The sequence below is a fragment of the Paraburkholderia sp. BL21I4N1 genome, assembly GCF_002973525.1.
Taxonomy (GTDB): Bacteria; Pseudomonadota; Gammaproteobacteria; order Burkholderiales; family Burkholderiaceae; genus Paraburkholderia.
Map to the genome: position 1 here is coordinate 323,015 of NZ_PVEN01000008.1, position 25,491 is coordinate 348,505.

General features: G+C 64.3%; 21 protein-coding genes. All 21 read left to right on the top strand.

All coding sequences use genetic code 11. The annotated features are described in order from the left end of the window. Positions 1-21 precede the first annotated feature (21 nt). The 21 genes from B0G83_RS22125 to B0G83_RS22225 all read left to right on the top strand — a co-directional run bounded on the left by B0G83_RS22125 (position 22) and on the right by B0G83_RS22225 (position 25,344). Complete coding sequence (locus tag B0G83_RS22125) at positions 22-504, top strand: type VI secretion system tube protein Hcp (RefSeq protein ID WP_105509522.1); 483 nt, start codon at positions 22-24, stop codon at positions 502-504. A 155-nt stretch (positions 505-659) separates the two neighbouring features. After that, positions 660-1,145, top strand: coding sequence for a type VI secretion system baseplate subunit TssE (locus tag B0G83_RS22130; protein WP_181157011.1), 486 nt, complete (start codon positions 660-662; stop codon positions 1,143-1,145). Further along, positions 1,145-3,025: a type VI secretion system baseplate subunit TssF gene (gene tssF, locus B0G83_RS22135; protein ID WP_105509524.1), complete on the top strand. Its 1,881-nt coding sequence runs from the start codon at positions 1,145-1,147 to the stop codon at positions 3,023-3,025. Before B0G83_RS22130 ends, tssF begins: the two co-directional genes overlap by 1 nt. Next, a complete protein-coding gene (gene tssG / locus B0G83_RS22140; protein ID WP_258168091.1) occupies positions 3,022-4,101 on the top strand; it encodes a type VI secretion system baseplate subunit TssG in 1,080 nt (359 codons plus the stop codon). The genes tssF and tssG overlap by 4 nt, the downstream gene beginning before the upstream one ends. A 53-nt stretch (positions 4,102-4,154) precedes the next feature. Then, the gene (locus tag B0G83_RS22145; protein ID WP_105509526.1) at positions 4,155-6,068 is read left to right on the top strand and encodes a type VI secretion system Vgr family protein; all 1,914 of its coding nucleotides are present in this window, start codon (positions 4,155-4,157) and stop codon (positions 6,066-6,068) included. Positions 6,069-6,093: 25 nt separating this feature from the next. Next, a complete protein-coding gene (locus B0G83_RS22150; protein ID WP_105509527.1) occupies positions 6,094-8,706 on the top strand; it encodes a DUF2169 domain-containing protein in 2,613 nt (870 codons plus the stop codon). Beyond that, a complete protein-coding gene (locus B0G83_RS22155) occupies positions 8,703-9,893 on the top strand; it encodes a pentapeptide repeat-containing protein (RefSeq protein WP_105509528.1) in 1,191 nt (396 codons plus the stop codon). The genes B0G83_RS22150 and B0G83_RS22155 overlap by 4 nt, the downstream gene beginning before the upstream one ends. Next, positions 9,890-10,558 carry a DUF3540 domain-containing protein gene (locus B0G83_RS22160; protein WP_181157013.1) on the top strand — a complete coding sequence of 223 codons (669 nt, stop codon included), beginning with the start codon at positions 9,890-9,892 and terminating at the stop codon, positions 10,556-10,558. Before B0G83_RS22155 ends, B0G83_RS22160 begins: the two co-directional genes overlap by 4 nt. A gap of 9 nt (positions 10,559-10,567) precedes the next feature. Beyond that, positions 10,568-10,957, top strand: a complete 390-nt coding sequence (locus B0G83_RS22165) for a DUF4150 domain-containing protein (RefSeq protein WP_105509529.1) — start codon at positions 10,568-10,570, stop codon at positions 10,955-10,957. Positions 10,958-10,964: 7 nt separating this feature from the next. Further along, positions 10,965-11,549 (top strand): type VI secretion system lipoprotein TssJ, encoded by a 585-nt coding sequence (tssJ, locus tag B0G83_RS22170; protein WP_181157015.1) that lies wholly within the window; start codon positions 10,965-10,967, stop codon positions 11,547-11,549. After that, positions 11,549-12,928, top strand: a complete 1,380-nt coding sequence (gene tssK / locus B0G83_RS22175) for a type VI secretion system baseplate subunit TssK (RefSeq protein WP_105509530.1) — start codon at positions 11,549-11,551, stop codon at positions 12,926-12,928. Before tssJ ends, tssK begins: the two co-directional genes overlap by 1 nt. A 180-nt stretch (positions 12,929-13,108) precedes the next feature. Then, on the top strand, positions 13,109-14,125 hold the full coding sequence (gene tssL / locus B0G83_RS39590) for a type VI secretion system protein TssL, long form (protein ID WP_258168121.1): 1,017 nt from the start codon (positions 13,109-13,111) through the stop codon (positions 14,123-14,125). After that, positions 14,122-17,742: a type VI secretion system membrane subunit TssM gene (gene tssM / locus B0G83_RS22185; protein WP_105509532.1), complete on the top strand. Its 3,621-nt coding sequence runs from the start codon at positions 14,122-14,124 to the stop codon at positions 17,740-17,742. The genes tssL and tssM overlap by 4 nt, the downstream gene beginning before the upstream one ends. Positions 17,743-17,771: 29 nt before the next feature. After that, positions 17,772-18,404, top strand: a complete 633-nt coding sequence (locus B0G83_RS22190; protein ID WP_146120279.1) for a hypothetical protein — start codon at positions 17,772-17,774, stop codon at positions 18,402-18,404. A 158-nt stretch (positions 18,405-18,562) separates the two neighbouring features. Beyond that, positions 18,563-19,867, top strand: a complete 1,305-nt coding sequence (locus B0G83_RS22195; protein WP_105509534.1) for an HlyC/CorC family transporter — start codon at positions 18,563-18,565, stop codon at positions 19,865-19,867. 128 nt (positions 19,868-19,995) lie between these two features. Then, positions 19,996-21,288 (top strand): GspE/PulE family protein, encoded by a 1,293-nt coding sequence (locus tag B0G83_RS22200; protein WP_105509535.1) that lies wholly within the window; start codon positions 19,996-19,998, stop codon positions 21,286-21,288. Beyond that, entirely contained in the window at positions 21,285-22,517 is a 1,233-nt protein-coding gene (locus tag B0G83_RS22205; RefSeq protein WP_105509536.1) for a type II secretion system F family protein, read from the top strand. Before B0G83_RS22200 ends, B0G83_RS22205 begins: the two co-directional genes overlap by 4 nt. Before the next feature lie 27 nt (positions 22,518-22,544). Beyond that, positions 22,545-23,486, top strand: a complete 942-nt coding sequence (locus B0G83_RS22210; protein ID WP_105509537.1) for an A24 family peptidase — start codon at positions 22,545-22,547, stop codon at positions 23,484-23,486. Positions 23,487-23,489: 3 nt separating this feature from the next. After that, a complete protein-coding gene (gene coaE / locus B0G83_RS22215; protein ID WP_105509538.1) occupies positions 23,490-24,107 on the top strand; it encodes a dephospho-CoA kinase in 618 nt (205 codons plus the stop codon). A gap of 170 nt (positions 24,108-24,277) precedes the next feature. Next, a complete protein-coding gene (gene zapD, locus B0G83_RS22220; RefSeq protein ID WP_105509539.1) occupies positions 24,278-25,033 on the top strand; it encodes a cell division protein ZapD in 756 nt (251 codons plus the stop codon). Between the two features lie 113 nt (positions 25,034-25,146). Beyond that, positions 25,147-25,344 carry a DNA gyrase inhibitor YacG gene (locus B0G83_RS22225; RefSeq protein WP_105509540.1) on the top strand — a complete coding sequence of 66 codons (198 nt, stop codon included), beginning with the start codon at positions 25,147-25,149 and terminating at the stop codon, positions 25,342-25,344. Positions 25,345-25,491 lie beyond the last annotated feature (147 nt).

Below are 25,491 nucleotides of genomic sequence, written 5' to 3' on the forward strand. Positions count from 1 at the left end.
TCATCGAATAGGAACGAAAAAATGTCAGTAGATATGTATCTGCGGGTAGACGGCGTCACCGGCGAATCAAAAGACGCCAACCATAAAGGGTGGATCGACATCCAGTCCTATTCGTGGGGCGCGGCGCAGCCCGGCAATATGGCGACCGGAAGCGGTGGCGGCATCGGCAAGGTTAGTTTCCACGACCTGGAGGTCGAAACCTTCATGGATAAGGCCGCGCCGGCGATCCTCAAGTACTGCGCCAACGGCAGGCACTTGCCACAAGTCGAAGTCTCGGTGTGCAAAGCGGGCGGTTCGCAGATCGAATATCTGCGAATCACGTTGTCGGAGGTGCTGGTCACGTCCGTCTCGCAGGGCGCCGCGAGAACGTCCGAGGCGGTGCAGGTCACTTACGCATTCCAGGCAGCCAAGGTGAGAAAACAGTATTGGGAGCAGACCGACCAAGGCAATCGGGGCGGCGAAAGCGTACTCGCCTGGGACGTCAAGCAGAACCGCGAGGTTTGAGCCCTTCTCTTTTCCGCGAGTCGTACGGGCAAACAAACGCGACTGCCCGCATGGCTCGCCCGCGAGCGAGACTATCTGTGAACGAGCCTTCTTTTTTGCGCGAGACGCGGGATTCCGCGGCGCCGCGCCGTAGACCGTGCTTCGACGTTCAGCCCATGCTGCTGGATCGCCTGACGGCCCACCGTTCGCCCGCATCGAACGAACTGGGCGGACGCTACGCGCCGTCGCATACGGCGCTGCGCACGGCATTGCGCGAATCGATTCTGCGCGATCTTGGCTGGCTCATGAATAGTGTCCCGCTAGACGCCACCGACAATCTCAACGCCTATCCACACGTACACCGCTCGGTGATCAACTTCGGCATGAACGCGGTGGTCGGCTCGTGTACTCCGGTCAACGGTTGGACACCTATCGAAAGCGCGATTCGCGAAGCGATCACGCAGTTCGAGCCGCGTATTCTGGCCGACAGCATCGAGGTGCGATGCGTTGCCGGATCAACCGCGGTTCGACCCGGCCACACGCTACCGCTGGAGATCAGCGGAGAGTTGTGGGTCGGCGACTCGTCGCAGGCGTTTGTGTTGCGCTCACAGATCGACCTCGAAAATGGCCGAGTCACGTTGCGCTCTCCGGGTATCGCGTAATGGACGCACGCCTGCTCGACTACTACAACCGTGAACTTGCCTACCTGCGGGAGCTCGGCGCCGAGTTCGCCGAAGCGTTTCCGAACACCGCCGGCCATCTCGGCATGGACAGCACGCGCGTTCAGGATCCGTATGTCGAGCGGCTGCTGGAAGGTTTCAGCTTCTTGACGGCACGCATCCACTTGAAGATGGACGCCGAATTTCCGCGCTTTTCGCAGCGGCTGCTGGACGTCGTCTACCCGAACTACCTGGCGCCGTTGCCGTCGATGGCGATCGTCAACGTGCAGCCCAATCTGCGTGAAGGCAGCCTGCACGAGGGCTACAAGTTGCCAGCCGGGACACCGCTACGCGCGCATCTCGCTCAAGGAGAGCAGACCGCCTGCGACTTTCGCACGGCGCACGCGCTGACGCTGTGGCCGTTACGCGTGGCGGAGGTCAGGTTGCGTGGTGTGCCCACGGAGTTACCGCTGGCCCGCCTCAATGTTCAAGGCGAAGTACACGCCGCGTTGCACGTGCGGTTTGAAGTCTGCGGCGCCGACAGTGTGAGCCAATTGCCGCTCGACACGTTGACGTTTTTCCTCGGCGGCGCGGAAAACCAGGCGTTGCCCTTGTTGGAACTGGTGCTCGCGCACTGTGTCGGCGTAGTCTGCGACGACGGCGCGCAGACCGCCAACCGTTGCTCGCTGCTCGACAGTGAAGCGCTCCACCACGAAGGATTCGATGCGGCCCAGGCGCTGCTGCCCTGTGGCATGCGCTCGTTCCAGGGCTATCGGCTGCTGCACGAGTACTTCGCGTTCCCGGCGCGCTTCCTGTTTTTCAGCATCAGGCATCTGCGCGCCGCGTTGCGCAAGATCGAAGGCACGACGTTTTCGCTGACCATCCTGCTCGACAAGGCGGTGCCTGAGCTTGAGCGCTCGGTCGACACCCGCAGTCTCGCGCTGTTCTGCACGCCGGTTATCAATCTGTTTCCGAAACGCACGGATCGCATCGCGGTTTCGCTGCAGCGGCACGAACATCATCTGGTGGTGGACCGTACGAGGCCGCTCGACCACGAGATCCACACCGTCGAGAAAGTGACCGGGCATCTGCAGTCCGCCGGCGGTCACTGCGAATTCCGGCCGTTCTACGGCACGTTTTCCGGCGACGCGCCCGGCGGCCACGGTCGCTATTTCTCGGTCCGTCGCGAGCCTCGCCTCGGTAACGCCGCGCGCGGACAAGGCCACAGCAACGCGCCGGCCGCTTACAGCGGCAGCGAAGTGTTCCTGTCACTGGTCGACCAGCACGACGCGCCGTTTTCCGACGATCTGCGCCAGTTGTCGGTCGAAGCGCTCTGCACCAACCGCGACCTCGCACCGCTGATTCCGCTCGCCGGCACCAGCGATTTCAGCTTGCGGATTTCCGCCCCCGTCAGCGCCGTCAAAGTGCTGCGCGGACCCACACCGCCGCGTCCGGCGCTCGCCGATAGCGATATCACCTGGCGCCTGATCAGCCATCTCGGTCTCAACTATCTGACGCTAACCGATCTCGACAACCGGGAAGGCGCACAAGTGCTGCGCGAGTTGCTCGAACTCTATGCGGGCGCCGCGCAAGCCGACGCGATGCAGCAGATCCGGGGGCTGCGTGGCGTTCAGGTTCAACCCGTGTACCGCCAGTTGCCGCAACCGGGTCCGCTGATATTCGGCCGCGGCGTGGCCGTTTCGCTGATGCTCGACGAGTTGGCGTTTGCCGGCGCCAGTCCCTATTTGTTCGGTGCGGTGCTGGAGCAATTTTTCGCTCGTCATGTGTCGCTAAACAGCTTCAGCGAACTCGCCGTGGCAACGCTGCAGCGCGGTGAAATCAACCGATGGGCGCCGCGTGTCGGCTGCCGCCCGATCGCATGACCGGCGCCGCTCATCCGTCGCTGCCGCGCTTCTGGCAGCAGGTCGCAAACGCGCCGCACGCGTACGACCTGTACGCGCTGTTGCGCTGGCTCGACGCCCGCGCCGGCAAGCCGGCGCGGCTCGGATACGCTGCGCATCCGGCCGATGAGCCGCTGCGCATCGGCCAGCAGCCGACGCTCGTGTTCGCGCCCGCCGCGCTGGCGACCGCAACGCCGGCGAGTGAAGGCGCGCCGCCGCGCATGTCGATCTATGGCTTCGGCCTGTTCGGGCCGAACGGTCCGTTGCCGCTTCATTTGACCGAATACGCACGCGACCGAGCACGCAATCATGGCGACGCCGCGTTGACGGCATTCGCCGATCTGTTTCATCACCGGTTGGTGCTGCTGTTTTACCGCGCATGGGCCGACGCACAAGCTACCGTGAGCCTCGACCGTGGCGCGGGCGCGCGCTTCGATACCTATATCGCGAGCCTGATCCATCTGGGGTTGCCGTCGCAGACGCCGCGCGGCGGCCTGCCCGCTCACGCCTGTCACTTCATGGCTGGGCATCTGGTGCGGCAGACCCGCAACCCGGCGGGACTTCAGCAGATCCTGCAAGCGTATCTCGGCGTGCCGGTGGCGATCGTCGAATTTGTACCGCACTGGATACCGGTCGACGCGTCGCAACGCACCCGACTCCACGGCAGCGCGGCGAACCGCGGTCTCGGCAGCGGTGCGTTGCTCGGCGTCGCCGTGCGCGACGTGCAGTCGAAGTTCGAGCTCAGGCTGGGCCCGTTATCGCGCGCACGGTTTTTAGCACTCTTGCCACGCACGCCGCGCGCGCGTCAGGTGGTGCAGTGGGTGCGTCTGTACGGCGGCGTCGAATGGGCGTGGGACCTGCGGCTGGTTCTGGCCGCCGACCAGGTCCGCGGCGTCACATTAGGCGGTGATAGCCCGAACAGTTCGCCATTGGGCTGGGGCAGCTGGCTCGGCGCCCACGCAAGCACCAACACCAGCACCAGCGCCAACACCAACACCACCACCGACGATTTCGTCTACCAACCCGAACTCTACGAACAGGAAACCGCCACTGCCTAGGCCGGCCTCGAAACCGCACTCCCATCCCACACCCGTCGCTCAAGAAACTCGTCATGAACCACATCGTCACCGCCCGCACGCCGCTCGAACCCGCCATGCTCGCGTTCCGTTCGCTGACCGGCGCGGAAATGCTGTCGTCGCTGTATGAGTTTCAGGTGGAACTGGTCAGCCCTTCCGCGTCGCTCGATATGAATACGCTGCTCGGCAAGCTGCTCTCGCTCGACATCGTCACGAGCTCCGGCGCGCTGCGCCATCTCGGCGGCCAGATCGCGCGCTGCGCCTTCAGCGGCCGCGAAACCAGCACGGTGCGCAGCTACGTCTACACGATCACGCTGCGTCCGTGGCTTTGGTATCTCACGCAGAGCACCGATTGCCGGATCTTCCAGAACCTGTCGGTCGTGGAGATTCTGCGTCAGGTGTTCGGCAAATACAGTTTCCAGGTCGACGAGCGTCTGCTGACCGCGTATCGCAATTGGGACTACTGCGTGCAGTACGAGGAAAGCGATTTCGCGTTCGTCAGCCGGTTGATGGAGCAGGAAGGCATCTACTACTTTTTCCGTCATGAAGCGGACCAGCAGGTGCTGGTGCTGGCCGACGACCTCAGCGCGCACGACCCGCTGCCAGGCCATGCGACGCTGTCCTGGCTCGCCGCCGACCGCCTCGCGCTGCCCACCGAAGAAGGCGTCGACGTCTGGCATCCGGCGGTCGAACTACGCCCCGGCGCATATAGCGTCGACGACTACGACTTCCGCAAACCGCAAGCCGATCTGTCGCAAGTGCGCGCCAGGCCGTTGAGCGCCGAGCACGGCGGATACACGAAATACCAATGGCGAGGCGGCTATATCGAAGCCGAGCAGGGCGAACACTATGCACGCGTGCGCCTCGAAGCGGAACAGGCCGCGCACGCGCGCGTTCAGGCGCATACGCGTTTGCGCGCGATCGCGCCGGGTTACCTGTTCACACTGCAAAACTGTCCGCGACAAGTGGAAAACCGCGCCTGCCTGATAGTCGGCGTGAGCTATCGACTGCAGGAAGGCGGCTACGCAACCGGCAGCGGCAAAGCCCGCTACGAATTCGATTTCATCGCGCAACCCGCATCGCTGCCCTATCGCGCGCCGAGCGTGACCGCCGTGCCGAGGGCGACCGGTCCGCAAACCGCCGTGGTTGTCGGACCCGCCGGCCACGAGCTCTGGACCGATCAATACGGCCGCGTGAAATTGCAGTTTCGTTGGGACCGCTACGGCGCGCGCGACGAAAACAGTTCGTGCTGGGTACGCGTGTCGAGCGCATGGGCCGGCGCCCAGTTCGGTGGCATTCATGTGCCGCGAATCGGCCAGGAGGTCGTGGTCGATTTTCTGAACGGCGAACTCGACCGGCCGCTCGTCACGGGCCGCGTCTACAACGCCGACCAGATGCCGCCCTTCAGCCTGCCGGAAGCCGCGACCCAAAGCGGTTTCGTCACGCGCACACCCGGCGGCACGCGCGCGAACGCCAATTTGCTGAGTTTCGAAGACAAGCGCGGTGTGGAAAAGATCAGCCTGCATGCGGAGCGCGACTACGCGCTATCGGTGGAAAACGACGCGACGCACGACGTCGGCGGCGACAAAACCGAATCGGTCGCGAACAACACGTCGACCACCGTCGGCGGTAGTTCATCCGTCTCGGTCAAAGGCGATTCGACCTCGATCACGCTTGGCACATCACGCTCGTTTACAGCGCATCAGATCAGCGTGCTCGGCACCGGCCTCAGCATGACGGGCGCGAGCGCGGGCGTGACCGGCTCGGCCATGTCCGCAAACGGTTCGTGGGTCGGCGCGAACGGCTCGAGCGTCACCACGACCGGGACGTCGGTTTCCTCCACCGGCTCGTCCGTTTCCGCGACCGGCTCGTCGGTCAGCAGCACCGGTTCGAGCGTCAGTGCGACCGGCGTGTCGTACAGCACCGTGGGCCTGTCGGTCACGTTCTGACAGCGGCCATCTAACTCCATCCGCCATGAAAATCATCAAGCCCACGCCGCTCGGCATTCTGACGCGTCCCTACCGCGCGCACGGGCGCGAACACCTCGGCATCGCGATCCCGGTCATGGCGACGCTTGGCGCGACACCCCATATCGTCAGCGAATCTGAGTTGTGGAATACGGTCGGTGATGAACTGGGAGGCTATACGCTCGACGCGGCACTGCCCAAATCGCATGCCGAATTTCTGGTGTCCGCGAATGCCTACGGCAAGTATTGTGATCGAGGTCATCGCGGCGATCGCGCGAATGCTTGCCAGGTCAGCATCCGCTTCGCGGGCGCGGAGAAGCGGTTGCGTGTGTCGGGCGAGCGCAACTGGACCGGCGACACGGCCACGCCGGCCAAACCATTCGAGTCGCTACGAATCGACTGGCCGCATGCGTACGGCGGTGCCGGCTATGCGGACAATCCCGTCGGCAAGGGCTTCAGCAGCGCGATCGGCGACGACCACGACACACCGGCTCCACTGCCCAATATCGAATACGCGGCAAACACGCTCATGCAGCGTGGGCAACACGCCGCACCCGCCGCCTTTACGCCAATCGCGCCGAGTTGGCCGCAACGCAGTGCGCTCTTTGGTCAGCTAGACGAGGTCTGGCATGACCAGGATCGCCCCGGCTTTCCCCGCACGATGGACCGCCGCTATTTCAACGTCGCGCCGCTGGATCAGCAATTGCCGACACACACGGCGTTGCCGGACGGCGCGGCCTATGAAATCACGCGCCTGCATCCCGAGCGCGAAGTGCTCGCGGGCGTCCTACCCGCGTTGCGGGCTCGCAGCTTTATCCAGCGTCGTCAGGCAAACGCGCTGGTCGAGATCGCGATGCGTCTGACGACCGCATGGTTCATTCCCCATCGCGAGCGCGTGGTGATGATTTTTCACGGCGTCGTGGAAATCGAAGCGTTCGACGCCCATGACATCGCCTGTCTACTGATCGCGGCGGAGGTAAGCAGCCAAGCCCGATCGGCCGAGCACTATCAGCGTGTTTTCGAATTGCGCATGGACGGTCAGCACGGTGCGCTGCATGCGTTGCGCGATAGCGACCTTATGCCCGGATTGGCAGCCACGTCGCGCCCCTCCGACCCGGCGCGCGGCGATATTGGCACTGGCACCAACGTCCCCCCGCCTGACGATCCATCGCAAAGCGCATGGCAGCGCGCCCTGCTGAACCGCGCGCAATCACTCGCCGACGAAGCTGCGTTATCCGCGCGGCACGCAGGCATCCCATTCCCCACCGAGGCTTTCGCAACCTCGTCTAACCCGACGCACACACATCAGCTCGACGATCTGGCCGAGTTCGTGCAGCGTCAGGAACAACTGGCGAGCGAACAGCGCGCCGCACTCGACCAGACGCGGCAGCGTATCGAGCACGACCACGCCACTCACTTTCCACCCGCAGCGCCAAGACGCGGGCCACCCACGCTGCCTCACGACAACGCGCCGCCCACCCATCCCGAGGCAGCCGGAATGGCCGACATGGAACACGAGGCGACCCTCAAACTACGTGAAGCCTACCGCCATACCGCGCACTATCAGGAGGCCGCCCCGCGCCTGAACGCGAATACGGTAGCGGCAAATGCGATACGTGAACGCGTCATGGCCCTGCATGCCAACGGCGAGTCGCTAACCTGTCTCGACTTGACCGGTGCCGATCTAAGCGGCCTGTGTTTGCGCGGCGCGCTGCTGTCCGGTGCGTTGCTCGAAAACGCCGACCTGACCGGCACCGATCTCACCGACGCCACCTTGAGCGACGCCGTGCTGGTCCGTACCACGCTCAGCCGCGCCACGTTACGCGGCGCAGATCTGAGTCGCGCCAACCTCTCACTGGCGCACTGCGACAACACCGACTTCAGCCAATCAACGATCCACGGCGCGCTGTTCGAACGCACTCAATTTCACCGATGCAAGCTGCACCGCGCATCGATCGAGCGGGCCCGCTTCAGCCAGTGTCGTTTCGATTCCGTCGATTTCAGCGACGCGACGCTGAGCGATCTGGCGTTCATCGAACAGGCTTTTCAGCACGTCGACTTCACCCGCGCGCGAATCCGAAAACTCGCGTTGATCCAGTGCACGGCCGACCACGTCGGTTTTTCCGAGGCCGACATTCGAGGCTTCGCATGCATCGATACGTCGGCGGTCGGCATTCGCTTCGATCGCGCCACGTTGCGCCAGGCCTGCTTCGTGAAAGACAGCGTGCTGGATCGCGCCGACTTCTCACAGGCCACACTCAGCGAAGTGAACTTGCGTCAGGCCAGCGCCAGGGGCGCTAATTTCAGCGATGCGCAAATCGATCAGTGCGATGTCTCCGACGCCTGCCTGCACGACGCCAACCTGCAAGGCGCGCGAATCGAGAACGGCTACCTGGTGCGCACCGATTTGCGCGGCGCCAGGCTGACAGGCGCCGACCTGATCGGCGGCTATCTGCGAGGTGCCGATCTGCGCGGCGCAGACCTGCACGAAGCGAATCTGTTTCGCGCCAATCTCACTGAAGTCTTGCTGGACGACGTCTCACGGCGCGGCGAAAGCACGCAATTCAACGGCGCCTATCTGGAACAGGCCGTGTTCCACCCGTTGGCGAATCCGGCATGAGCCTCACGCGCGAACAGCTTCAACAGATGATCCACCGAGGCGAAATCATCGAACGGCAGTCATTGGGTCCACTCGACCTGACGCAATGCGATCTGTCGGGCGGCATCTTCACAAACGTCATGTTCAACGGCACGCAACTCGCCCACGCGCGGCTCAGCGAATGCGTGTTCAACGAGTGTGGCTTGACGGATGTCGATCTGACGTGCGCCGACCTGTCGAAGAGCGTCTTCCTGACAGGCAAGTTAGTGCGCTCCGACCTCTCGAACAGCACGCTCGACGACTGCCGCTTCACCGGCACGCGCGCAAGCGGCATACGCTTCACGCGAGCGCGTGCCGCGCGCCTGGCATTTCTCAAATGCGACCTGAGCGGCTGCCTGTTCGACTCGGTGCAACTCGACTTCGCCTGTTTCGACGAAACACCCATGGATCGTGCGGACTGGTCGGCCGCCGTGATTTGCCGGAGCCTTTTCTATCGACTGGATTTGCGCGACGTGCGTTTCGCGCAGAGTCGCTTCGACCGCGTTGTTTTTAGCGAATCGAATCTGACGGGACAAACGTTTCGCGGGCAGACATTCGACCGGTGCCAGTTCATTCGTGCCGAACTGGGTGGCGTGGACTTCACCTCGGCGCGGCTGCCGTACTGCAATTTTCAGGGCGCCGAACTTGGCCACGCGGTGCTGAACGATGTGGACGCGTCCTACGCCAATTTCTTCGAGGCGCGCGTAAACCACGCGCAGTGCCGCGGAGCGCGATTTCCGAACAGTATCTGGGTCGATGCTCACGCGGCAAGCGCCGACTTCAGCGGTGCGGATTTGTCCGGCGCGGTGTTTCATCGCGCTGAGGCGAGCGGCGCGCGCTTCGTGCAGACGCGACTGGAAAGGGCGGATTTTTCGTCGGCGCTGCTGCGGGGCGCGGATTTTCACGAGGCGTCGTTTGCGCGAACCCGCTTTGATGGTGCTCGCGTCCATGCTGAGCACGATCACGCTGAAGGCGCACACGTCCACGCTAACAGCGCATGCCCCCATGCCGACCGCACCTCCGTCCACCCCGACCGCGAGCGCCCACCCCTCCCCTGGCAAAACCAACCCGGCGTAGCCGCCAACGACACCGCACTGGAAGCCGCGCGTGCCTGGTCGGCACGTCGGAACGATCGCGCAGCATCGCCCTCCACCTCGGAATCTCCATGACATCAACCGTCGCCGAATTAAGAAAACCGCCGCTGGCCATGGCGGATGAAACCCGTGAAACCGCCGGCACCGTGCTCGCATTGCTGAACGACGACATGCTGCTCGTGGCCTGCTCCAGCACCCGGCTAACTTGCCGACGCGCATTCAGTTGCCTGATCGCGCCGGAGATCGGCGACCGCGTCGTGGTAAGCCACGTCGAGCCGCAGCGCCCTCATGTACTGGCGATTCTCAACCGGCCTCATGGCCGCAACGCATGCATTCGCGTCGACGGCGATCTACTGCTCGAATCCTCGGGTCATATCCATATTCGCGCCGAACAAGGCCTTCAACTGCACACAAGCGACGATCTCGGGTTGCGCGGAAAGCGCCTCGCACTCGATTCGGACGAAGCGACGTTCATCGCGCGGAAAGCATCAATCGACTGCGTCGAGCTCGAAGGTCGAGCCGGTGCGCTACGGTTGATCGGCAAAAGCCTGGAGAGCGTCTTCGAGCGTGTCGTACAGATCGCGAAGGCCAGTTTTCGTACGGTCGAGACGGTCGATCATCTGCGTTGCGCCCATCTCGACTATGCCGCATCGGAAGCCGCGCGCCTGCACGGCAAGCACACGGTGCTGACCGCCGAGCGTCTGGCGAAGCTCGACGCTCAACAAATCCATCTCGGCTAGGAGCACCTCATGGTCATGGTCAATTCAAGCGCGGCCGGCGCCAACGACGCCATCAGCGTCAACAAGACGCCACCGCTGGGCGTGCCGGTCGCTTACGACAACAACGCGCAACGGGTGCAGGCGATTCCGAACGTCAGCAATATTCTGGTCGCCTGCGCACCCGCTCACAACCTTGCGACCCTCATTCCGGTCACCACTGGCGACGCGCCGGGCTCGATGGGCGGCGTCAGTTCCGGCACCGTCTGCGCAAGCTCACGCCATATCAACGGCGCCAACACGGTGCTGCTGCACGGCCTGCCGACTACCCGAATGACCGACCCCACGCAGCAAAACGCGACCAATGCAGTGGGCACGGGCACCTCGCCCAGTCAGACGCACATTCTTAATCTGGCGGGTTGAGCCGCCCATGATTCCGATGCAATGGCGCGCGCAATTTCCGGCAACGGCGTCGCCTCTAACGCTGCTGATGCGACTGGCTCTGCTGACCCGGTTGACCCCGCTCCTCCTGACGGGCTGCACGACAACGCACCCACCCACTGACACGCCTTTTACGCTCTCTCTCGACGTCAGCCCAACCGTCAACCCAGACGGCCTCGGGCGACCCGCGCCGATTCTCGTCGGCATCTACGACCTGAAATCGACCGCTGCTTTCACCGCGAGCGGCTTCGCACCGTTGCAGGACCACGCGAAGGCGAGCCTGGGTGACGACCTTGTCGCGTTCGACCAGCTCATCCTGCGGCCGGGTGAACAGCGAACCATCGAACGGTCGATCGAACGGTCCGGCGATGCGCGGACCCGCTCGCTGGGCATCGTCGCCGGTTACAGGGAATTGAATCGGCACGTCTGGCGCGTCGCAATCGCGTTACCCGTCACTGACGAATCCAGCGTCCTGTCGTTCTGGCCATTCGAAGCTCAGCGCCGCGTCGTGCGAGTACAAGTGAAACTGGATGACAGCGGCATCGTCGTCCGAACCCTGAATCGGAACCCGTGATGAAGCCGTCCACCGAGCCGTTGAATTTACCGTTGAAAGACTCGGGCGCGTCCCGCAGCAAGGTCGTCTGGTCCGAAGGCATGTATCTGCGACCGCAGCATTTCCAGCAGTTCGAACGTTATATCGAGAGCTACGTTCAATTACGTTGTCGCGGCTTGCAGCGCGCCTTCTGGGGTTTCTCGAGCGTCGAGATCGATCATGACGCGCTCGCGTTGGGGAAAGTGTCGCTGACCATGGCGCAAGGCGTGTTTCCGGACGGCACCCCCTTTCTGCTGACCGGTCCCGACGACCTGCCCGCCCCGCTCGACATTCCCGCCGACGCAAAAGATCAGCTCGTGCTGCTCGCGTTGCCGCTTAAGCGGCCCGGCGGCGAAGACACGATTTTCGAGGAACGCGCCGATTCGCTCGCGCGCTACAGCGCCTACGTCCGCGAAATCGCCGATGGCAACGCGGTCGCCCTGGGACCAGCCAGCGTGCAGCTCGCCCACGCGCGACTGCGTCTGGTGACGGCGTCCGATCTGGGCAGCGAATGGCAGGCCATCGGCCTACTGCGCGTGGCGGAGCGGCGCAGCGACAATCATCTAGTGTTGGACAAACACTACATTCCGCCGATGCTGATCGCCGGCCAGCATCCGCTGCTCGCCGGCCATATCCGCGAGCTGCACGGTCTGCTCGAACAACGCGGCGACGCATTGGCGAACCGGCTGTCGCGGCCGGGACGCGGCGGCGTCGCGGAAGTCGCGGATTTTCTGCTGCTCGCGCTGATCAATCGCGCGCAGGCGGACACGGCGCACGAACACGAACTCGGGGAAGTGCATCCCGAGCCGCTGTTTCAGCAGTGGTTGCGGCTCGCGTTCGACCTCGCTACCTACACGAGCCAGGAACGCCGACCGACGGTTCGTCCCGCGTATCGGCACGACGATCTGCAAGGCAGCTTCTCGCCGTTGATGGTCGAGCTGCGGCGCGCCTTGTCGACGGTACTCGAACAGAACGCGGTCGCGATCGAGTTGCAGGAGCGCGCGCACCGCGTGTGGGTGGCGCGGATTCCCAGCCCCGAGTTACTGCATAGCGCCGGCTTCGTGCTCGCCGTGCACGCCGATCTGCCCGCCGAGACCGTGCGCGCGCGCTTTCCCGCACAGGTCAAGATCGGGCCGGCCGAGCGGCTCGCCGATCTGGTGAATCTGCATCTGCCCGGCATCGCGTTACGCATGCTGCCGGTCGCGCCCCGGCAGATTCCGTATCACGCGAGCCATCATTACTTCGAACTGGATACCGGTGCCGCGCTTTGGAAACAGCTGGAAAAGTCGAGTGGGCTCGCGCTGCACGTCGCGGGCGATCTGCCGGGTCTGACGATGGCATGTTGGGCGATTCGCGGGTGATGCCGCATCGATCCAGCGTCCGAAATGCGCTCGTCGTTGCGGCCGACCCGCTGCTCGACCTGCTCGCGCCGATCCGCACCAGCACGGACCTCGCGCCGCAGCAGCTGCGCGAATATCTGCTCGATCAGATCATGACAGTTCCAGACGCGCGCGCAACGTTCGGCGATTCCCGTCGAGACGATCGTCGCCGCGCGCTATTGCCTGTGCACCGCGCTCGACGAAGCGGCCGCGCTCGCGCCGTGGGGCGGCGGCGGCGCGTGGTCGACGCACAGTCTGCTGGTGGCTTTTCACAACGAGACATGGGGCGGCGAGAAGTTCTTCCAGTTGCTGGCGCGCTTATCGGTGAACGCGCACGAGCATCGCGACATGATCGAGTTGCAGTACTTCTGCCTGATGCTCGGTTTCCAGGGCCGCTACCGCGTGGTCGACAACGGCGGCGCGCAACGCGAGACGCTGATGCGCCGACTGCACAAATTGCTGCATGAAACCGGCGGCGGATACGCATTGCCGTTGTCGCCCGAGTGGCGCGCCGCCGACCGTACGTCGGTGCGGCGAGTGCGCCGCGGGCTGCCGTTGTGGGCGTGGTTGCTGTTCGTCAGCGTGAGCGGCAGCGCGAGTTTCGCCGCTTTTTTGTTGGCCACCACCGCGCATGCCGATCGAGTCTATTCGGCGATCGACACACTTCATCTGCCCGAGCTAAATACTCACGCAAGCGACGCGCCGCCGTCGAACAGGCTGCGGCAAGCGCTCAACGCGGATCTGCAAAGCGGCCTGCTCGCGCTGCGCGAAGAGGCGGACCGCAGTGTGATCGCGATGCGCGGCGACGGCCTGTTCAACTCTGGTTCGGCCTCCGCAAATCCGGCGTATCTGCCTGTGCTCGCGCATCTCGCCGGTGTGCTGAACCGGGTCGACGGCGACATCGTGATTACCGGCCATACGGACAACCAGCCGATCCGCGATCGGCGCTTCGAGTCGAACCTCGCGTTGTCGCAAGCCCGCGCCGACGCGGTCAGGCAATGGCTGCTGACGGCCGGCCTCGAAGCTGGCCGCAACGTCGCCGTGACCGGGCGCGGCGACGAAGAGCCGGTGGCCACCAACCAGACGGCCGATGGTCGCGCGCAAAACCGCCGCGTGGAGATCGTGCTGTTTCCACTTTCCGCAGATCGACAAGGTATTTCGCAGGCGACCGACAAATGATGTTCGTAACACGGGTTGTGAAGCTGATGGTGTCGCGGGCGTGGTGGCTGTGTGTGTGGCTATGCGTCGAAATTGCGCTGGTTGTCGCGCTGATCTGGAGCGTGGGGCCGCTGCTGGCGATCGGCGCGACGCGTCCGCTGGAGAGTGCGGCCGCAAGGGTGTGGCTGATTGCATTCGTGCTGTTGGCCGGGTGTGCACGGCTGGTTTGGCGGATGCGCGCAAACGTGAACGATGCGGGTGCGGGTGCGGGTGCGGGTGCGGGTGCGGGTGCGGGTGCGGGTGCAAGTATCGGCACACAGGACGGTGCCCCGGTTGTCGAATTGCGCGCCCGTTTTCTCGAAGCGCTGTACCTGCTGCGCCACGCAAACCCAACGACTGGCAAGCTCACGTCATGGCTCGATACCGTCACCGGTCAGTACGCGTATCGATTGCCATGGTATCTCGCGGTCGGCAGCCACGACTCGGGCAAGACCGCTGTACTGGTCCACGGCGGACTCGATCTGTCGACCGCCGAGCAAGCGGGGCGCGCCGCCGCCGGCCGCGTCGAACCGACCCAGCAATGCGACTGGTGGTTCAGCAACCACGCGGTGCTCGTCGATACACCGGGCCACTATCTGGAAACCGCCGACGATACCCAGCGGCGCGACGCCGAGTGGCGCACCCTGCTCGCGTTGCTTCGCAAACATCGGCCGCGCCAACCGCTCAACGGCGTGCTACTGACCGTCGCAATAGACACGCTGCTCGCGCTGAGCGAGGCCGAACGCATGGCCTACGCGACGCGTCTGCGCAAGCCGCTGCAATCCATGCGGGCGTTGCTCGACATGCAGGTCCCGATCTACTTGTGTTTCACCCGAATGGATCGCCTGAGCGGTTTCATCGAGTACTTTTCCGCGCTGAATCGCGAGGGCCGCGAGCAGGTCTGGGGCGCGACCTTCCCACTCGATGAAACCGCCACAGCGTCCAACAGCGTCATCACTCGATTCACCGACGCATTCGACAAACTCGCACAGCGTCTGACCGAAGGCTTGCGCGACGTCGTGAGCGCCGACCCCGATCTCGATAGCCGGGCGCTTGCCTATCTATTCCCGCAGCAGTTCGCGAGTCTGCGCGACGTGCTCGGCGGTTTCTGCTCGACGCTGTTCCAGACTTCGCACCTGGAAGCCAACCTGGTCGCGCGCGGCATCTACTTCACCAGCGCCTTGCAGAGCGGGCCGGCGATCGACCGGATTCTGGCGCCGGTCGGACAACACTTGGGCACGGCAATGACGTCACCCGCGTCCGCCACCCGTCGCAGCAGTCAGAGCTACTTCCTGAAGCAACTGCTGCACGAAGCCGTCTTTGCCGATGCCGGTTTCGCCGACGCGAGCCGCGCAACGCTGCGGCAACGTCTGATCGCCCATACGGCGCTTGCGGTGACGAGCGTGGTCCTGCTGCTGGCACTGCTAGTTGGCTGGACGATCAGCTATTCGAACAACCGTGCCTATCTCGACGAAGTCGGCGCGCACGTCGCCGCGTTCAATCAGCAGGCCCGCCAGCCGATCACGTTGCCGGCCGGTGCGTGGGTGCCGCTCGCGCCGATGCTCGACACGGTTCGAAACCTGCCCCGCAGTGAGCGCTTCGACATCGATGCACCGCCGGCCTTGCGCTACGGACTCGGTCTTTACTCCGGCGCAAAAATCGGCGAAGCCAGCGAGACGATCTATCGCCGCGCGCTCGACGACAAGCTGCTGCCGCAAGCGGCAGCGCGTCTCGAAGCGCTGCTGTCCAACGCCCCGCCCGACGATGCGGAATATGCGTACGACGCGCTCAAGGCCTATCTGATGCTTCACGACGCCGCTCACTACGACGGCGGCTTTGTCGCCGCATGGTTGATCCTCGACACGCAAACGTCTTTGCCTGCCGGCACCACACTCGATGAACGCGCACGCCTGGAAGCGCACCTCAAGCGGCTCTTCGAAGCGCGCGCGGTCGCGTCGCCGTTTGCGCTCGACGCGGCCCTGGTGAGCCGCGTGCGCGAACGGCTCGCGCACGATTCGTTCGCTCAGCGCGCTTACCATCAGTTGCGCCGCGAGCTGTTGCACACGCCGCGCGCCGCACCGGTCACGGTCGTCAGCGCGGGTGGCCCGCAAGCCGCGCTCGTGTTCCGGCGCATCAGCGGCAAACCGCTCAGCGACGGCATCGACAGTCTGTATACGTATCGAGGCTATTGGGACGTCTTCGACAAACGCGTCGCTGGCGCCACCGCGCAACTGCGCAGCGAAGAGCCCTGGGTGCTCGGTATCGACGCCGCGCCCACCGTCGACAACCCGCGCCTCGCGCTCGAAGTCCGGCGCGCGTACTTCAACGACTACATCGAAGTCTGGGATGCCTATCTCAACGACTTGACGCTGGTGGATAGCAAGTCGATAGCACAAAGCACGCGAATCGCACGCACGCTGTCGGCGCCGGATTCGCCGCTCAGACAATTCCTGCAAGCCGCCGCGCGTGAGACGAATCTGTCGCGAAACGCCTCCTCGACCGAGCAGCGGCCCGCGGCGGATCGCCTGCAACAACACCTCGGCGACGCCCGGCAATCGCTCGCGGCGATGTTCGGCAACGCTGCGCCCGAGGCGTCGCAAGCGGCCAGCAACGACCGCCCCGAAGCCGTGGTCGATGCGCATTTCGAACCACTGCGCCGCCTCGTCACCGCGTCCGCCGGAGACGCAGCCGGCACAGTACCGTTCGACGGCAACCTGCACGTAGTCGATGAGTTGTACGGCTATCTGACGTCGGCGAGCGCGGCGCTCAACAGCGGCAATGCGCCGCCGCCAACCGACGTCTTCGACAAACTGCAGGCCGACGCCGGGCGCATGCCGATGCCGTTGCGCAAGATGTTCGGCGACCTGTCGCAAAACGGTTCGGCGCAGATCGGCGGCGCGCTGCGCGCCAATCTCGCACAAGACGCCCAAGGCGGCATAGGCCGGCTGTGCCGGCACATGATCGCCGGGCGCTATCCGTTCGCGCGCAACGCCACCCGCGAAGTCGCGCTCGACGATTTTTCGAAACTGTTCGCGCCAGGCGGCTTGATGGACAGCTTCTTCCAGAAAAATCTGGCGTCGCAAATCGACGTCAGCGGAAACCGCTGGCGTTTCAGGCGCGACGCGACCGGTGCCGCCTCGGGCAACGCCCCGCTGGCCGACTCGTTCCAGAATGCCGACATCATCCGCACGGCATTCTTCCCCAGCAATGCCTCGACACCGGCGTTGCAGTTCGAGTTGACGCCGCTCGAACTGGATCCGGGGATCGCACAGTACACGCTGGACGTCGACGGCCAAACGATCCGCTACGCGCATGGTCCGCAACTGCCCACCACGGTGAAATGGCCGAGCCCCGGCGGTGCCGGCCAGGTCAGTCTGCAGATCAGCACGTCAGGAGGCGCCGACGGCCTGCAAACGCAGGGACCGTGGGCGCTGTACCGTCTGCTCGACAAGGCGCGCATTGCACCGGGCGCGACGCCTGAGCACTTTGTCGCCACCTTCGACTTCAACGGCCGCAAGCTGTCTTTGCGTGTCATCGCCAACAGCAGCTACAACCCGTTCAGGTTGCCGCAAATGGACGCGTTCTCGTGTCCGTCTTAAAGCTGCTCGCTTCTCAGGACGTTTATTCCATGCCTTCTTCCAGCCGTCAGTTGATATCAGAAGATCACCCGTTCGAGCCCGAAACATCGACCTCGCTGCAGTTACACGATCTGCTCGATACCCCGCTGGATCCACTCGCGTTATTCGATGCGCCGGCAACGAAGTGGTCGAACACGCGATGGAGCGACGCGAACGTTCCCGACCTCTTCGCCGACCTCGCTGCAGCGCCGCCCGGCGCTTTCGACGTATCACGTACGGACAGTGCACCCGGTCACGCCATCCGCGACCATGTGGCGGAATTCGACGGTCATCTGCGACTAAAGATCGACGCACCGATAGCGGAGACGAAGCGGTATGGCTCCGCCGCGCAGCGAACCGACTATGCCGATGCATTCGGCCGGCTATACGACGCGTCGGCCTGCGTCGTGCGCGTTGCCGTGCCGAATTACGGCGGCAAGGCTCACGCGCGGAGCGAACCGGCACACCAGGCAACGATCGACGGCGGCAGACCCACCGACGACGCCGCCGTGCTCGCCCACGCCTTTCTCGACGGCGCCGGCGTCTCCCGCGACGCCGCCGCCGAGGCCGGCTTCACCCCGGAATTCATGCACACACTAGGAACACTGGTACGCAAGCTCAAACAACCTGCTGGCCAAAATTAGCCGCTACCCACGCGATCGGGGCCGCCGCGCCGCGCAGCTATAACAACGCTTCCCCGCAGGGGGCGGCCGCCCCCGGCACCCACCCGGCCATGCCGCACAGAGCCGCAGCGGCCCCCTCTGCTATATTCTCTCCATCCTGTCCCTCTCCTTCACGACGCGTGGAACAACTTCCCCTATGGGCGCAGATCGGCGCAGTTTGTCTGCTGCTCGTCTGCTCCAGTTTCTTTTCCATTTCTGAAACGGCGATGATGGCGCTCAACCGTCATCGCCTGAAGCACCTGGCTAATCAGAACGTGCTCGGTGCAAAGACCACTCAGGGCCTGCTCGCGCGCACCGACCAGTTGTTGAGCGTGGTGTTGATCGGCAACAACCTGTTCAATACGATCATTCCGGTGCTGACCACCTCGATCGCGCTGCACACGTTCGGCCGTAACAACCTCGTGCTCTCGATCGCGACCGGCATTGTCGCGTTCCTTATCATCGTGTTCGCGGAGATCACGCCGAAGATCGTCGGCGCCACCTTTCCGGAAAAGATCGCGCTGCCCGCCAGCCTGCTGATCGCGCCGATGATGCGTGTCGCGAAGCCGCTCGTCTGGTTCGTCAATCTGTTCGCCAACGCGATCCTGCGAGTGCTGCACATCAACACCAAGGGGGCGCACGATCAGCGCCTGTCCACCGAAGAACTGCGCACCATCGTGCTCGAATCGGGCAGCTTCATGCCCACCAAGCACCGCAGCATTCTGCTGAACCTGTTCGACCTCGAAAACATTTCCGTCGACGACGTGATGATCCCGCGCCGACGCATCGAAGCGCTGGATTTCGACGCGCCGTTCGAACAGATCCTGCATCAACTCGAGACCTGCTATCACAACAAGCTGATCGTCTATCAAGGCGACATTGACCGCGTGCTCGGCGTGCTGCACGTGCGCAAGACGCTGGCCGCGCTGCACAACCAGGAACTCGAGCGCGAGACGCTGCGCGAACTGCTCGCCGAACCGTACTTCGTGCCGAGCGGCACGCCCGTGTTCCAGCAACTGCAGTTCTTCCAGGAAAGCCGCCACCGCACCGCGCTGGTGGTCAACGAGTATGGCGAACTGCAGGGCCTCGTCACGCCGGAAGACATCATCGAAGAACTGATCGGCGAATTCACCACGTCGATTCCGCGTAGCGCCAATACGCGCGGCGGCTGGAATGAGAGCGGCGAATGCATCGTGGCGGGCAGCATGCCGCTGCGCGAACTGAACCGCTGGCTGCAATTGACGCTGCCCACCGACGGCCCCAAAACGCTCAACGGCCTGATCCTCGAAATTCTCGAAGACATTCCGGACGGCGACGTCTGCGTGCAGATCGGCGACACCAAACTCGAAGTCATGCGCAGCGACGATCAGGCCATCCGCACCGTCAAGCTGTTCAAGCCGCCGGTGCGCGGTGCGGCCAAGGCCGTCAAAGCCACGCGCCTCTGAAACCGAAACAGAGCTTCGCACAGCGGCGCCGCGCGCACCATTAGCCGAATGGCCGAGTGGCAATAAGGCGATGCCCTGACCGATGATGACGCCGTCATGTTCTACAGGCGGCTCGTCACCGGTCTCTCATGCAAGCATCCAGTCATTCCGCTGCGCCCGCTTCAGGGCAGTCAACATTCACTGGCGAAACCACGGCCAAAAGCAGGCCCACAAACTTTGCTGTCGATCCCGCCGCCAGTCTCGGCGACATCGACACCGCGCCGGCCGTTCGCCTCCTTACCGAAACGCTGCAGGAAGCCACCCGCCGCAATGCGTCGGATCTGCATATCGAACCGTCGGAGCATGCGTGGCGCGTACGCTTGCGCATCGACGGCGTGCTGCATGAAACGTCACAGCCGCCCGCCCATCTGCGCGACGCGTTCATCACGCGTGTAAAAGTGCTGGCGCGCATGGACATCGCCGAGCGGCGCGTGCCGCAAGACGGCCGGCTGCGAATCGCCACGTCGCCCGGACGCACCGAAGACTATCGCGTCAACTCGCTGCCTACGCTGTTCGGCGAAAAGCTGGTGTTGCGCCGGCTCGACGCATTGCCCGCGGATCTATCGCTCGACTCGCTCGGCCTCGATCCGCGCCAGCGCGCTACCGTCGACGCCGCGATCCGTGCGCCGCACGGCCTGATGCTGGTCACCGGTCCAACCGGCAGCGGCAAGACGCTGTCGCTGTATTGCTTCCTGCAATTGCTCAACGACGCGTCACGCAATCTGTGTTCGGTCGAGGATCCGGCCGAAATCCAGCTAGCCGGCATCAACCAGGTCAGCGTGCGCGAGAAAGCAGGCCTCACCTTCGCCGTGGCGCTGCGCGCGTTTTTGCGTCAGGACCCGGACGTCATCATGGTTGGTGAAATCCGCGACGAAGAAACCGCCGACGTCGCCGTGAAGGCCGCGCAAACCGGCCACCTCGTGCTGTCGACACTGCATACGAACGACGCCCCCGCAGCGATCGCACGTCTGATCGACATTGGTGTCGAGCCCTACAACCTGGCGGCCGCGCTGCGAATGGTGACGGCGCAAAGACTGATGCGTCGACTGTGCGCGGCGTGCCGGACACCCGCGCCGCACTCGGCCGCCGCGCTCCGGGCCGTGGGCTTCGCCGACGTTCAGCTCGACGGCTGGCAGCCATACACCGCCGCTGGTTGCGCGAAGTGCCACGGCATCGGCTACCGTGGCCGGATCGGCGTGCATCAGGTGATGCCGGTGTCGGAGCCCATGCGCGAACTGATCGTGGCAGGCGCCGGCACGCACGAACTCGCGCGGCTCGCTCAGTCCGAACAAGTGACTACGCTGCGTGATGCCGCATTGGCGCGCGTGCGCGACGGCACGACGAGTCTCGCGGAAGCCCTGGCCGCCACGGAGGTCGCATGAATACCGTCGTGCCGGCGCGGCCAGCGGCAACGGAACTGCGCTTCAAATGGCGCGCCGTCAACGCGCAGGGCACGCACAAGCGCGGCGCGCTAATCGCAGCAAACGCCAGCGCCGCGCGCGCTCTGCTCAACAGGCGTGACAACCTGTTCATCATCGAACTCAAAGCGCATGGAGCGGCGCCCCGCCCCAAAACCCGTGCCGCGGATGTCACGCTGTTCACTCGCCAGCTCGGCAGTCTGCTGCGCGCCGGCTTGCCGCTCGCGCCTGCGCTCGATCTGCTGGCGCAAACCGGCGACGTTCGCCAGCAAGGCATGCCGCGTATCGTCGGCACGCTGGCACGCGACATTACGAGCGGCCTGCGATTTTCCGCGGCGCTGCAACGGCATCCGGCCCAATTCAGCGCGTTCTATTGCCAGCTCGTCGAGGTGGGCGAAGCCGCCGGCGCGTTAGCCACGGTACTGGGCCGCCTCGCCGACGACCGCGAGCGCGCCGCCGCACAGCGCGCCAAGGTGCGAGCCGCACTGACCTATCCGGGGGCGATCCTGCTGCTGGCCATGGCGATCACCAGCGCGTTGCTGGTGTGGGTCGTGCCGACTTTCAAACAGATCTTCGACGGCTTCGGCGCCAGGCTGCCCGCGCCTACCCAGTTCGTGCTGGCGCTCTCGGCGGGTGCCGCGCGCTGGAGCGTGCCGGTCGTCGTCATGTTGTTCGCCATGGGCTGGGCTGCGACGTTTCTGCTACGACGTTCCGAAGCGGCGCGCATACGCTTCGCGCGCGTGGCGCTGAGAATACCGGTCGCCGGTCCGCTGTTGAGCAGTCTGTGCGCAGCCCGCTGGAGTCGTGCGCTCGGCACGCTGCTGTCAGCCGGCACGCCGCTCGCCGACGCCTTCGACTCCTTGACGCATGCCACCGGCAACGCGTTCTTCGACCGCGCCACCGTCGACATCGCCGCGCGGCTGCGTCGCGGTGAACGGCTCGCGGCGGCCATGCGCTCGGCTCGCTGTTTTGCACCGGAGATCGTGCAGCCCATCTCGGTCGCGGAGGAATCGGGCACGCTCGACACGATGCTGATCGACGTGGCATCGCTCAGCGATCGTCAGGTAGACGAAAAGATCGCCACGCTGGCGAGCCTGTGCGAGCCGTTGGTCGTCGTCGTGCTGGGTGCGCTGGTAGGCGGCCTCGTGATCGCCATGTATCTTCCCATTATTCAACTCGGCAACGTGGTGTAGCATCGCAGCCGAATCCACTCTTTCGCCATGCAGGCTATTCCTCCACTCGTGTCAGACACCTCTTCCAGCTTGCTTGCGGGCTTGCTGCCCGGGCACTTTGCCGCCGATCTGGGCTTCGCGTTCGGCAGCTTGCCGACCGGCTTGCAGTTCGTTTTCGCGGTCGTGTTCGGTCTCGTGATCGGCAGCTTCCTCAACGTGGTCGTGCATCGTGTGCCGATCATGCTGGAGCGTGCATGGCAAGCGGAGGTGCATGAAACCACCGGCGCGCCGCTCGAGGACGACACCCTGCCTGCCCGCTACAACTTGTGGGTGCCGCGCAGCGCGTGTCCGCACTGCGGCCATGTGCTCAGCGCGTGGGAGAACCTGCCCGTGCTGAGCTATCTGCTGCTACGCGGACGCTGCTCGGCATGCAAGACGCGCGTCAGTCCGCGCTATCCATTGCTCGAAATCGTCAGCGCCGCCTGCGCGGCCGGCACGCTCGCGCTGTACGGCCCGACCGCCACGACGCTCGCCGCGTTTGGCCTGTGCGCGGCGTTGCTGGCTATGAGCGCCATCGATATCGACACGCACCTGCTGCCGGATTCGATGACGCTGCCGCTTTTGTGGGCAGGCCTGATCGTCAATTTCAACGGCATGTTCGCCAGTCTTCATGACGCGGTGCTGGGCGCGATCTTCGGCTATCTGACGCTGTGGCTCGTGCACTGGCTGTTCAAGCTGGTGCGCGGTGTCGAAGGCATGGGCTATGGCGATTTCAAACTGCTGGCCGCGCTCGGCGCATGGTTCGGTTGGGCCGCTCTGCCGCAGATCGTGTTGATCGCCGCGGTCAGCGGGGCGGTGGTCGGCCTCGCCGCCACCTGGCTTGGCCGCATGCGCTTCCAGGAACCGTTGCCGTTCGGACCGTTTCTCGCGGCGGGCGGCGCGGTTACGCTGTTCGTCGGCACACCGCTTTATCTCGCGCTGGGGGGCTGAAGCATGTTCGTCGTGGGACTGACTGGCGGTATCGGCAGTGGCAAATCGACCGTCGCGGACCTGTTCGCCGCGCACGGCGTGCCGCTCGTCGATACCGACCTGATCGCGCATCGCATCACCGCGCCGCACGGCATCGCAATGCCACAGATCGCGGCGGAGTTCGGCGCGGAGTTCGTCACGGCGGACGGCTCGCTCGACCGCGCTCGCATGCGCACGCTGGTATTCAGCGACGACAGCGCCCGCAAGCGGCTCGAAGGCATCACCCATCCGTTGATTCGCGCGGAGACCGAACGCGGGCAGCGCGAAGCACGCGGCCCTTATGTGATCGTCGTCGTGCCGCTGCTGGTCGAATCGGGTAGCTGGAAGACTCGCGTGAACCGCGTGTTGACCGTGGACTGCAGCGTCGACACGCAAATCTCGCGCGTCATGACTCGCAACGGCTTCAGCCGCGATCAGGTGCTGGCGATCATCGCCCGCCAAGCCACGCGCGAGGCGCGCCTCGCCGCCGCCGACGACGTGATCGGCAACGACGGCGCATCGCTCGACAGTCTGCGAGCGCAGGTCGACGCGCAGCATCGCGTGTATCTGTCGCTCGCCGCCGGGGCGTCGGCGCAAGTGTAAGGCCCATTGAACTTTGCGGCATCGCGCGAGCCGAACGACGCAGAAAACTGCCCAAAACACGCCAAAAAAGTTGCGCAAGCTGTCAGGAAAAGTGCGAGATTGCTAGGGTAGTCTCACGGCATTAGAATGTTCTGCATTCCCGTCACCGACCACGCCCGAGGCGAGCCCGCTTGATCCTTTACGAGTATCCCTTCAACGAGCGAATCCGGACGCTATTGCGCCTCGAAGATCTGTTCGAGCGCTTCACGTTCTTTCTGACTCAGGAAGACGCCAGGGAACATCACGTCGCGTTGACAACGTTGTTCGAAATCTCCGAGGTTGCGGGTCGCGCAGATCTGAAGTCCGATCTGATGAAGGAACTCGAACGCCAGCGTCAAACGCTCGCGCCGTTCCGCGGCAATCCCGGCATCGAACAGAATGCGCTGGAAGCGGTACTCGGCGAAATCGAACAGACCCTCGCGGGCCTCTCGCAGATGCAGGGCAAAACCGGCCAGCATCTGGCCGATAACGAGTGGCTTGCCAGCATCCGCAGCCGCGCGATCATTCCGGGCGGTACCTGCAAATTCGACCTGCCGTCTTACTACGCGTGGCAACAAATTCACCCGGATCAGCGTCGCCAGGACATCGCCAAATGGGTCACGCCGCTGCTGCCGCTGCGTGACGCGGCCACCATCGTGCTGCGGCTCGCGCGCGAATCCGGTCAGGCGTCGAAAGTCATGGCCATGCAGGGCAGCTATCAGCAAATGCTGTCGGGCCGCTCCTATCAATTGATGCAGGTCCGCGTGTCACCCGAATTGCGGGTGATCCCGGAAGCCAGCGCGAACAAGTACATGCTGTGGGTGCGTTTCACTGTGCAGGACGGCGATCTGCGTCCGCGCGCGGTAGATGTCGACGTGCCGTTCCAGCTCACACTCTGCAGTCTGTAACGTTCGCCGGGTAAGTCGAACGTCCGTTCGACTCGCGGGGGCACGCCTTTAAAGCGGCGCGAAAAGCCCCTATATTCGTTACTTGTTCCGTCTACGATTGACCGCCTGACCGTATGCCTACTTTCGTCAAATGCCCCACTTGCGGAAAGGAGGTCCTCTGGGCCCCTGAAAACCGCTTCCGCCCGTTTTGCTCGGACCGTTGCAAGCAAGTCGATCTCGGCGCGTGGGCCGCTGAGAAGTACAAGATCGGCGGCACCGACCAGGACGCTGTATCAGATGAAACGCCCGGCGGGGACGCCAGTTCGCATTGAGCGCGGCCGTCGGCCGGTCACAGTGCAACCTGGAAAAACCGGCCACTGCGAGTGACCCGTCCTGCTATAGGTTGACAGGTTTTGCCAGGGTATCCGGCTGGTAAAGATACCCCCTTAACGACGCCCGATGAACTTCATCGGGCGTTT

What these genes read in the sequence shown, in the direction of transcription:
- B0G83_RS22125 (WP_105509522.1), top strand. Translation starts at nt 22, where the DNA reads ATGTCAGTAGATATGTATCTGCGGGTAGACGGCGTCACCGGCGAATCA.
- B0G83_RS22130 (WP_181157011.1), top strand. Translation starts at nt 660, where the DNA reads ATGCTGCTGGATCGCCTGACGGCCCACCGTTCGCCCGCATCGAACGAA.
- tssF (WP_105509524.1), top strand. Translation starts at nt 1,145, where the DNA reads ATGGACGCACGCCTGCTCGACTACTACAACCGTGAACTTGCCTACCTG.
- tssG (WP_258168091.1), top strand. Translation starts at nt 3,022, where the DNA reads ATGACCGGCGCCGCTCATCCGTCGCTGCCGCGCTTCTGGCAGCAGGTC.
- B0G83_RS22145 (WP_105509526.1), top strand. Translation starts at nt 4,155, where the DNA reads ATGAACCACATCGTCACCGCCCGCACGCCGCTCGAACCCGCCATGCTC.
- B0G83_RS22150 (WP_105509527.1), top strand. Translation starts at nt 6,094, where the DNA reads ATGAAAATCATCAAGCCCACGCCGCTCGGCATTCTGACGCGTCCCTAC.
- B0G83_RS22155 (WP_105509528.1), top strand. Translation starts at nt 8,703, where the DNA reads ATGAGCCTCACGCGCGAACAGCTTCAACAGATGATCCACCGAGGCGAA.
- B0G83_RS22160 (WP_181157013.1), top strand. Translation starts at nt 9,890, where the DNA reads ATGACATCAACCGTCGCCGAATTAAGAAAACCGCCGCTGGCCATGGCG.
- B0G83_RS22165 (WP_105509529.1), top strand. Translation starts at nt 10,568, where the DNA reads ATGGTCATGGTCAATTCAAGCGCGGCCGGCGCCAACGACGCCATCAGC.
- tssJ (WP_181157015.1), top strand. Translation starts at nt 10,965, where the DNA reads ATGATTCCGATGCAATGGCGCGCGCAATTTCCGGCAACGGCGTCGCCT.
- tssK (WP_105509530.1), top strand. Translation starts at nt 11,549, where the DNA reads ATGAAGCCGTCCACCGAGCCGTTGAATTTACCGTTGAAAGACTCGGGC.
- tssM (WP_105509532.1), top strand. Translation starts at nt 14,122, where the DNA reads ATGATGTTCGTAACACGGGTTGTGAAGCTGATGGTGTCGCGGGCGTGG.
- B0G83_RS22190 (WP_146120279.1), top strand. Translation starts at nt 17,772, where the DNA reads ATGCCTTCTTCCAGCCGTCAGTTGATATCAGAAGATCACCCGTTCGAG.
- B0G83_RS22200 (WP_105509535.1), top strand. Translation starts at nt 19,996, where the DNA reads ATGCAAGCATCCAGTCATTCCGCTGCGCCCGCTTCAGGGCAGTCAACA.
- B0G83_RS22205 (WP_105509536.1), top strand. Translation starts at nt 21,285, where the DNA reads ATGAATACCGTCGTGCCGGCGCGGCCAGCGGCAACGGAACTGCGCTTC.
- B0G83_RS22210 (WP_105509537.1), top strand. Translation starts at nt 22,545, where the DNA reads ATGCAGGCTATTCCTCCACTCGTGTCAGACACCTCTTCCAGCTTGCTT.
- coaE (WP_105509538.1), top strand. Translation starts at nt 23,490, where the DNA reads ATGTTCGTCGTGGGACTGACTGGCGGTATCGGCAGTGGCAAATCGACC.
- B0G83_RS22225 (WP_105509540.1), top strand. Translation starts at nt 25,147, where the DNA reads ATGCCTACTTTCGTCAAATGCCCCACTTGCGGAAAGGAGGTCCTCTGG.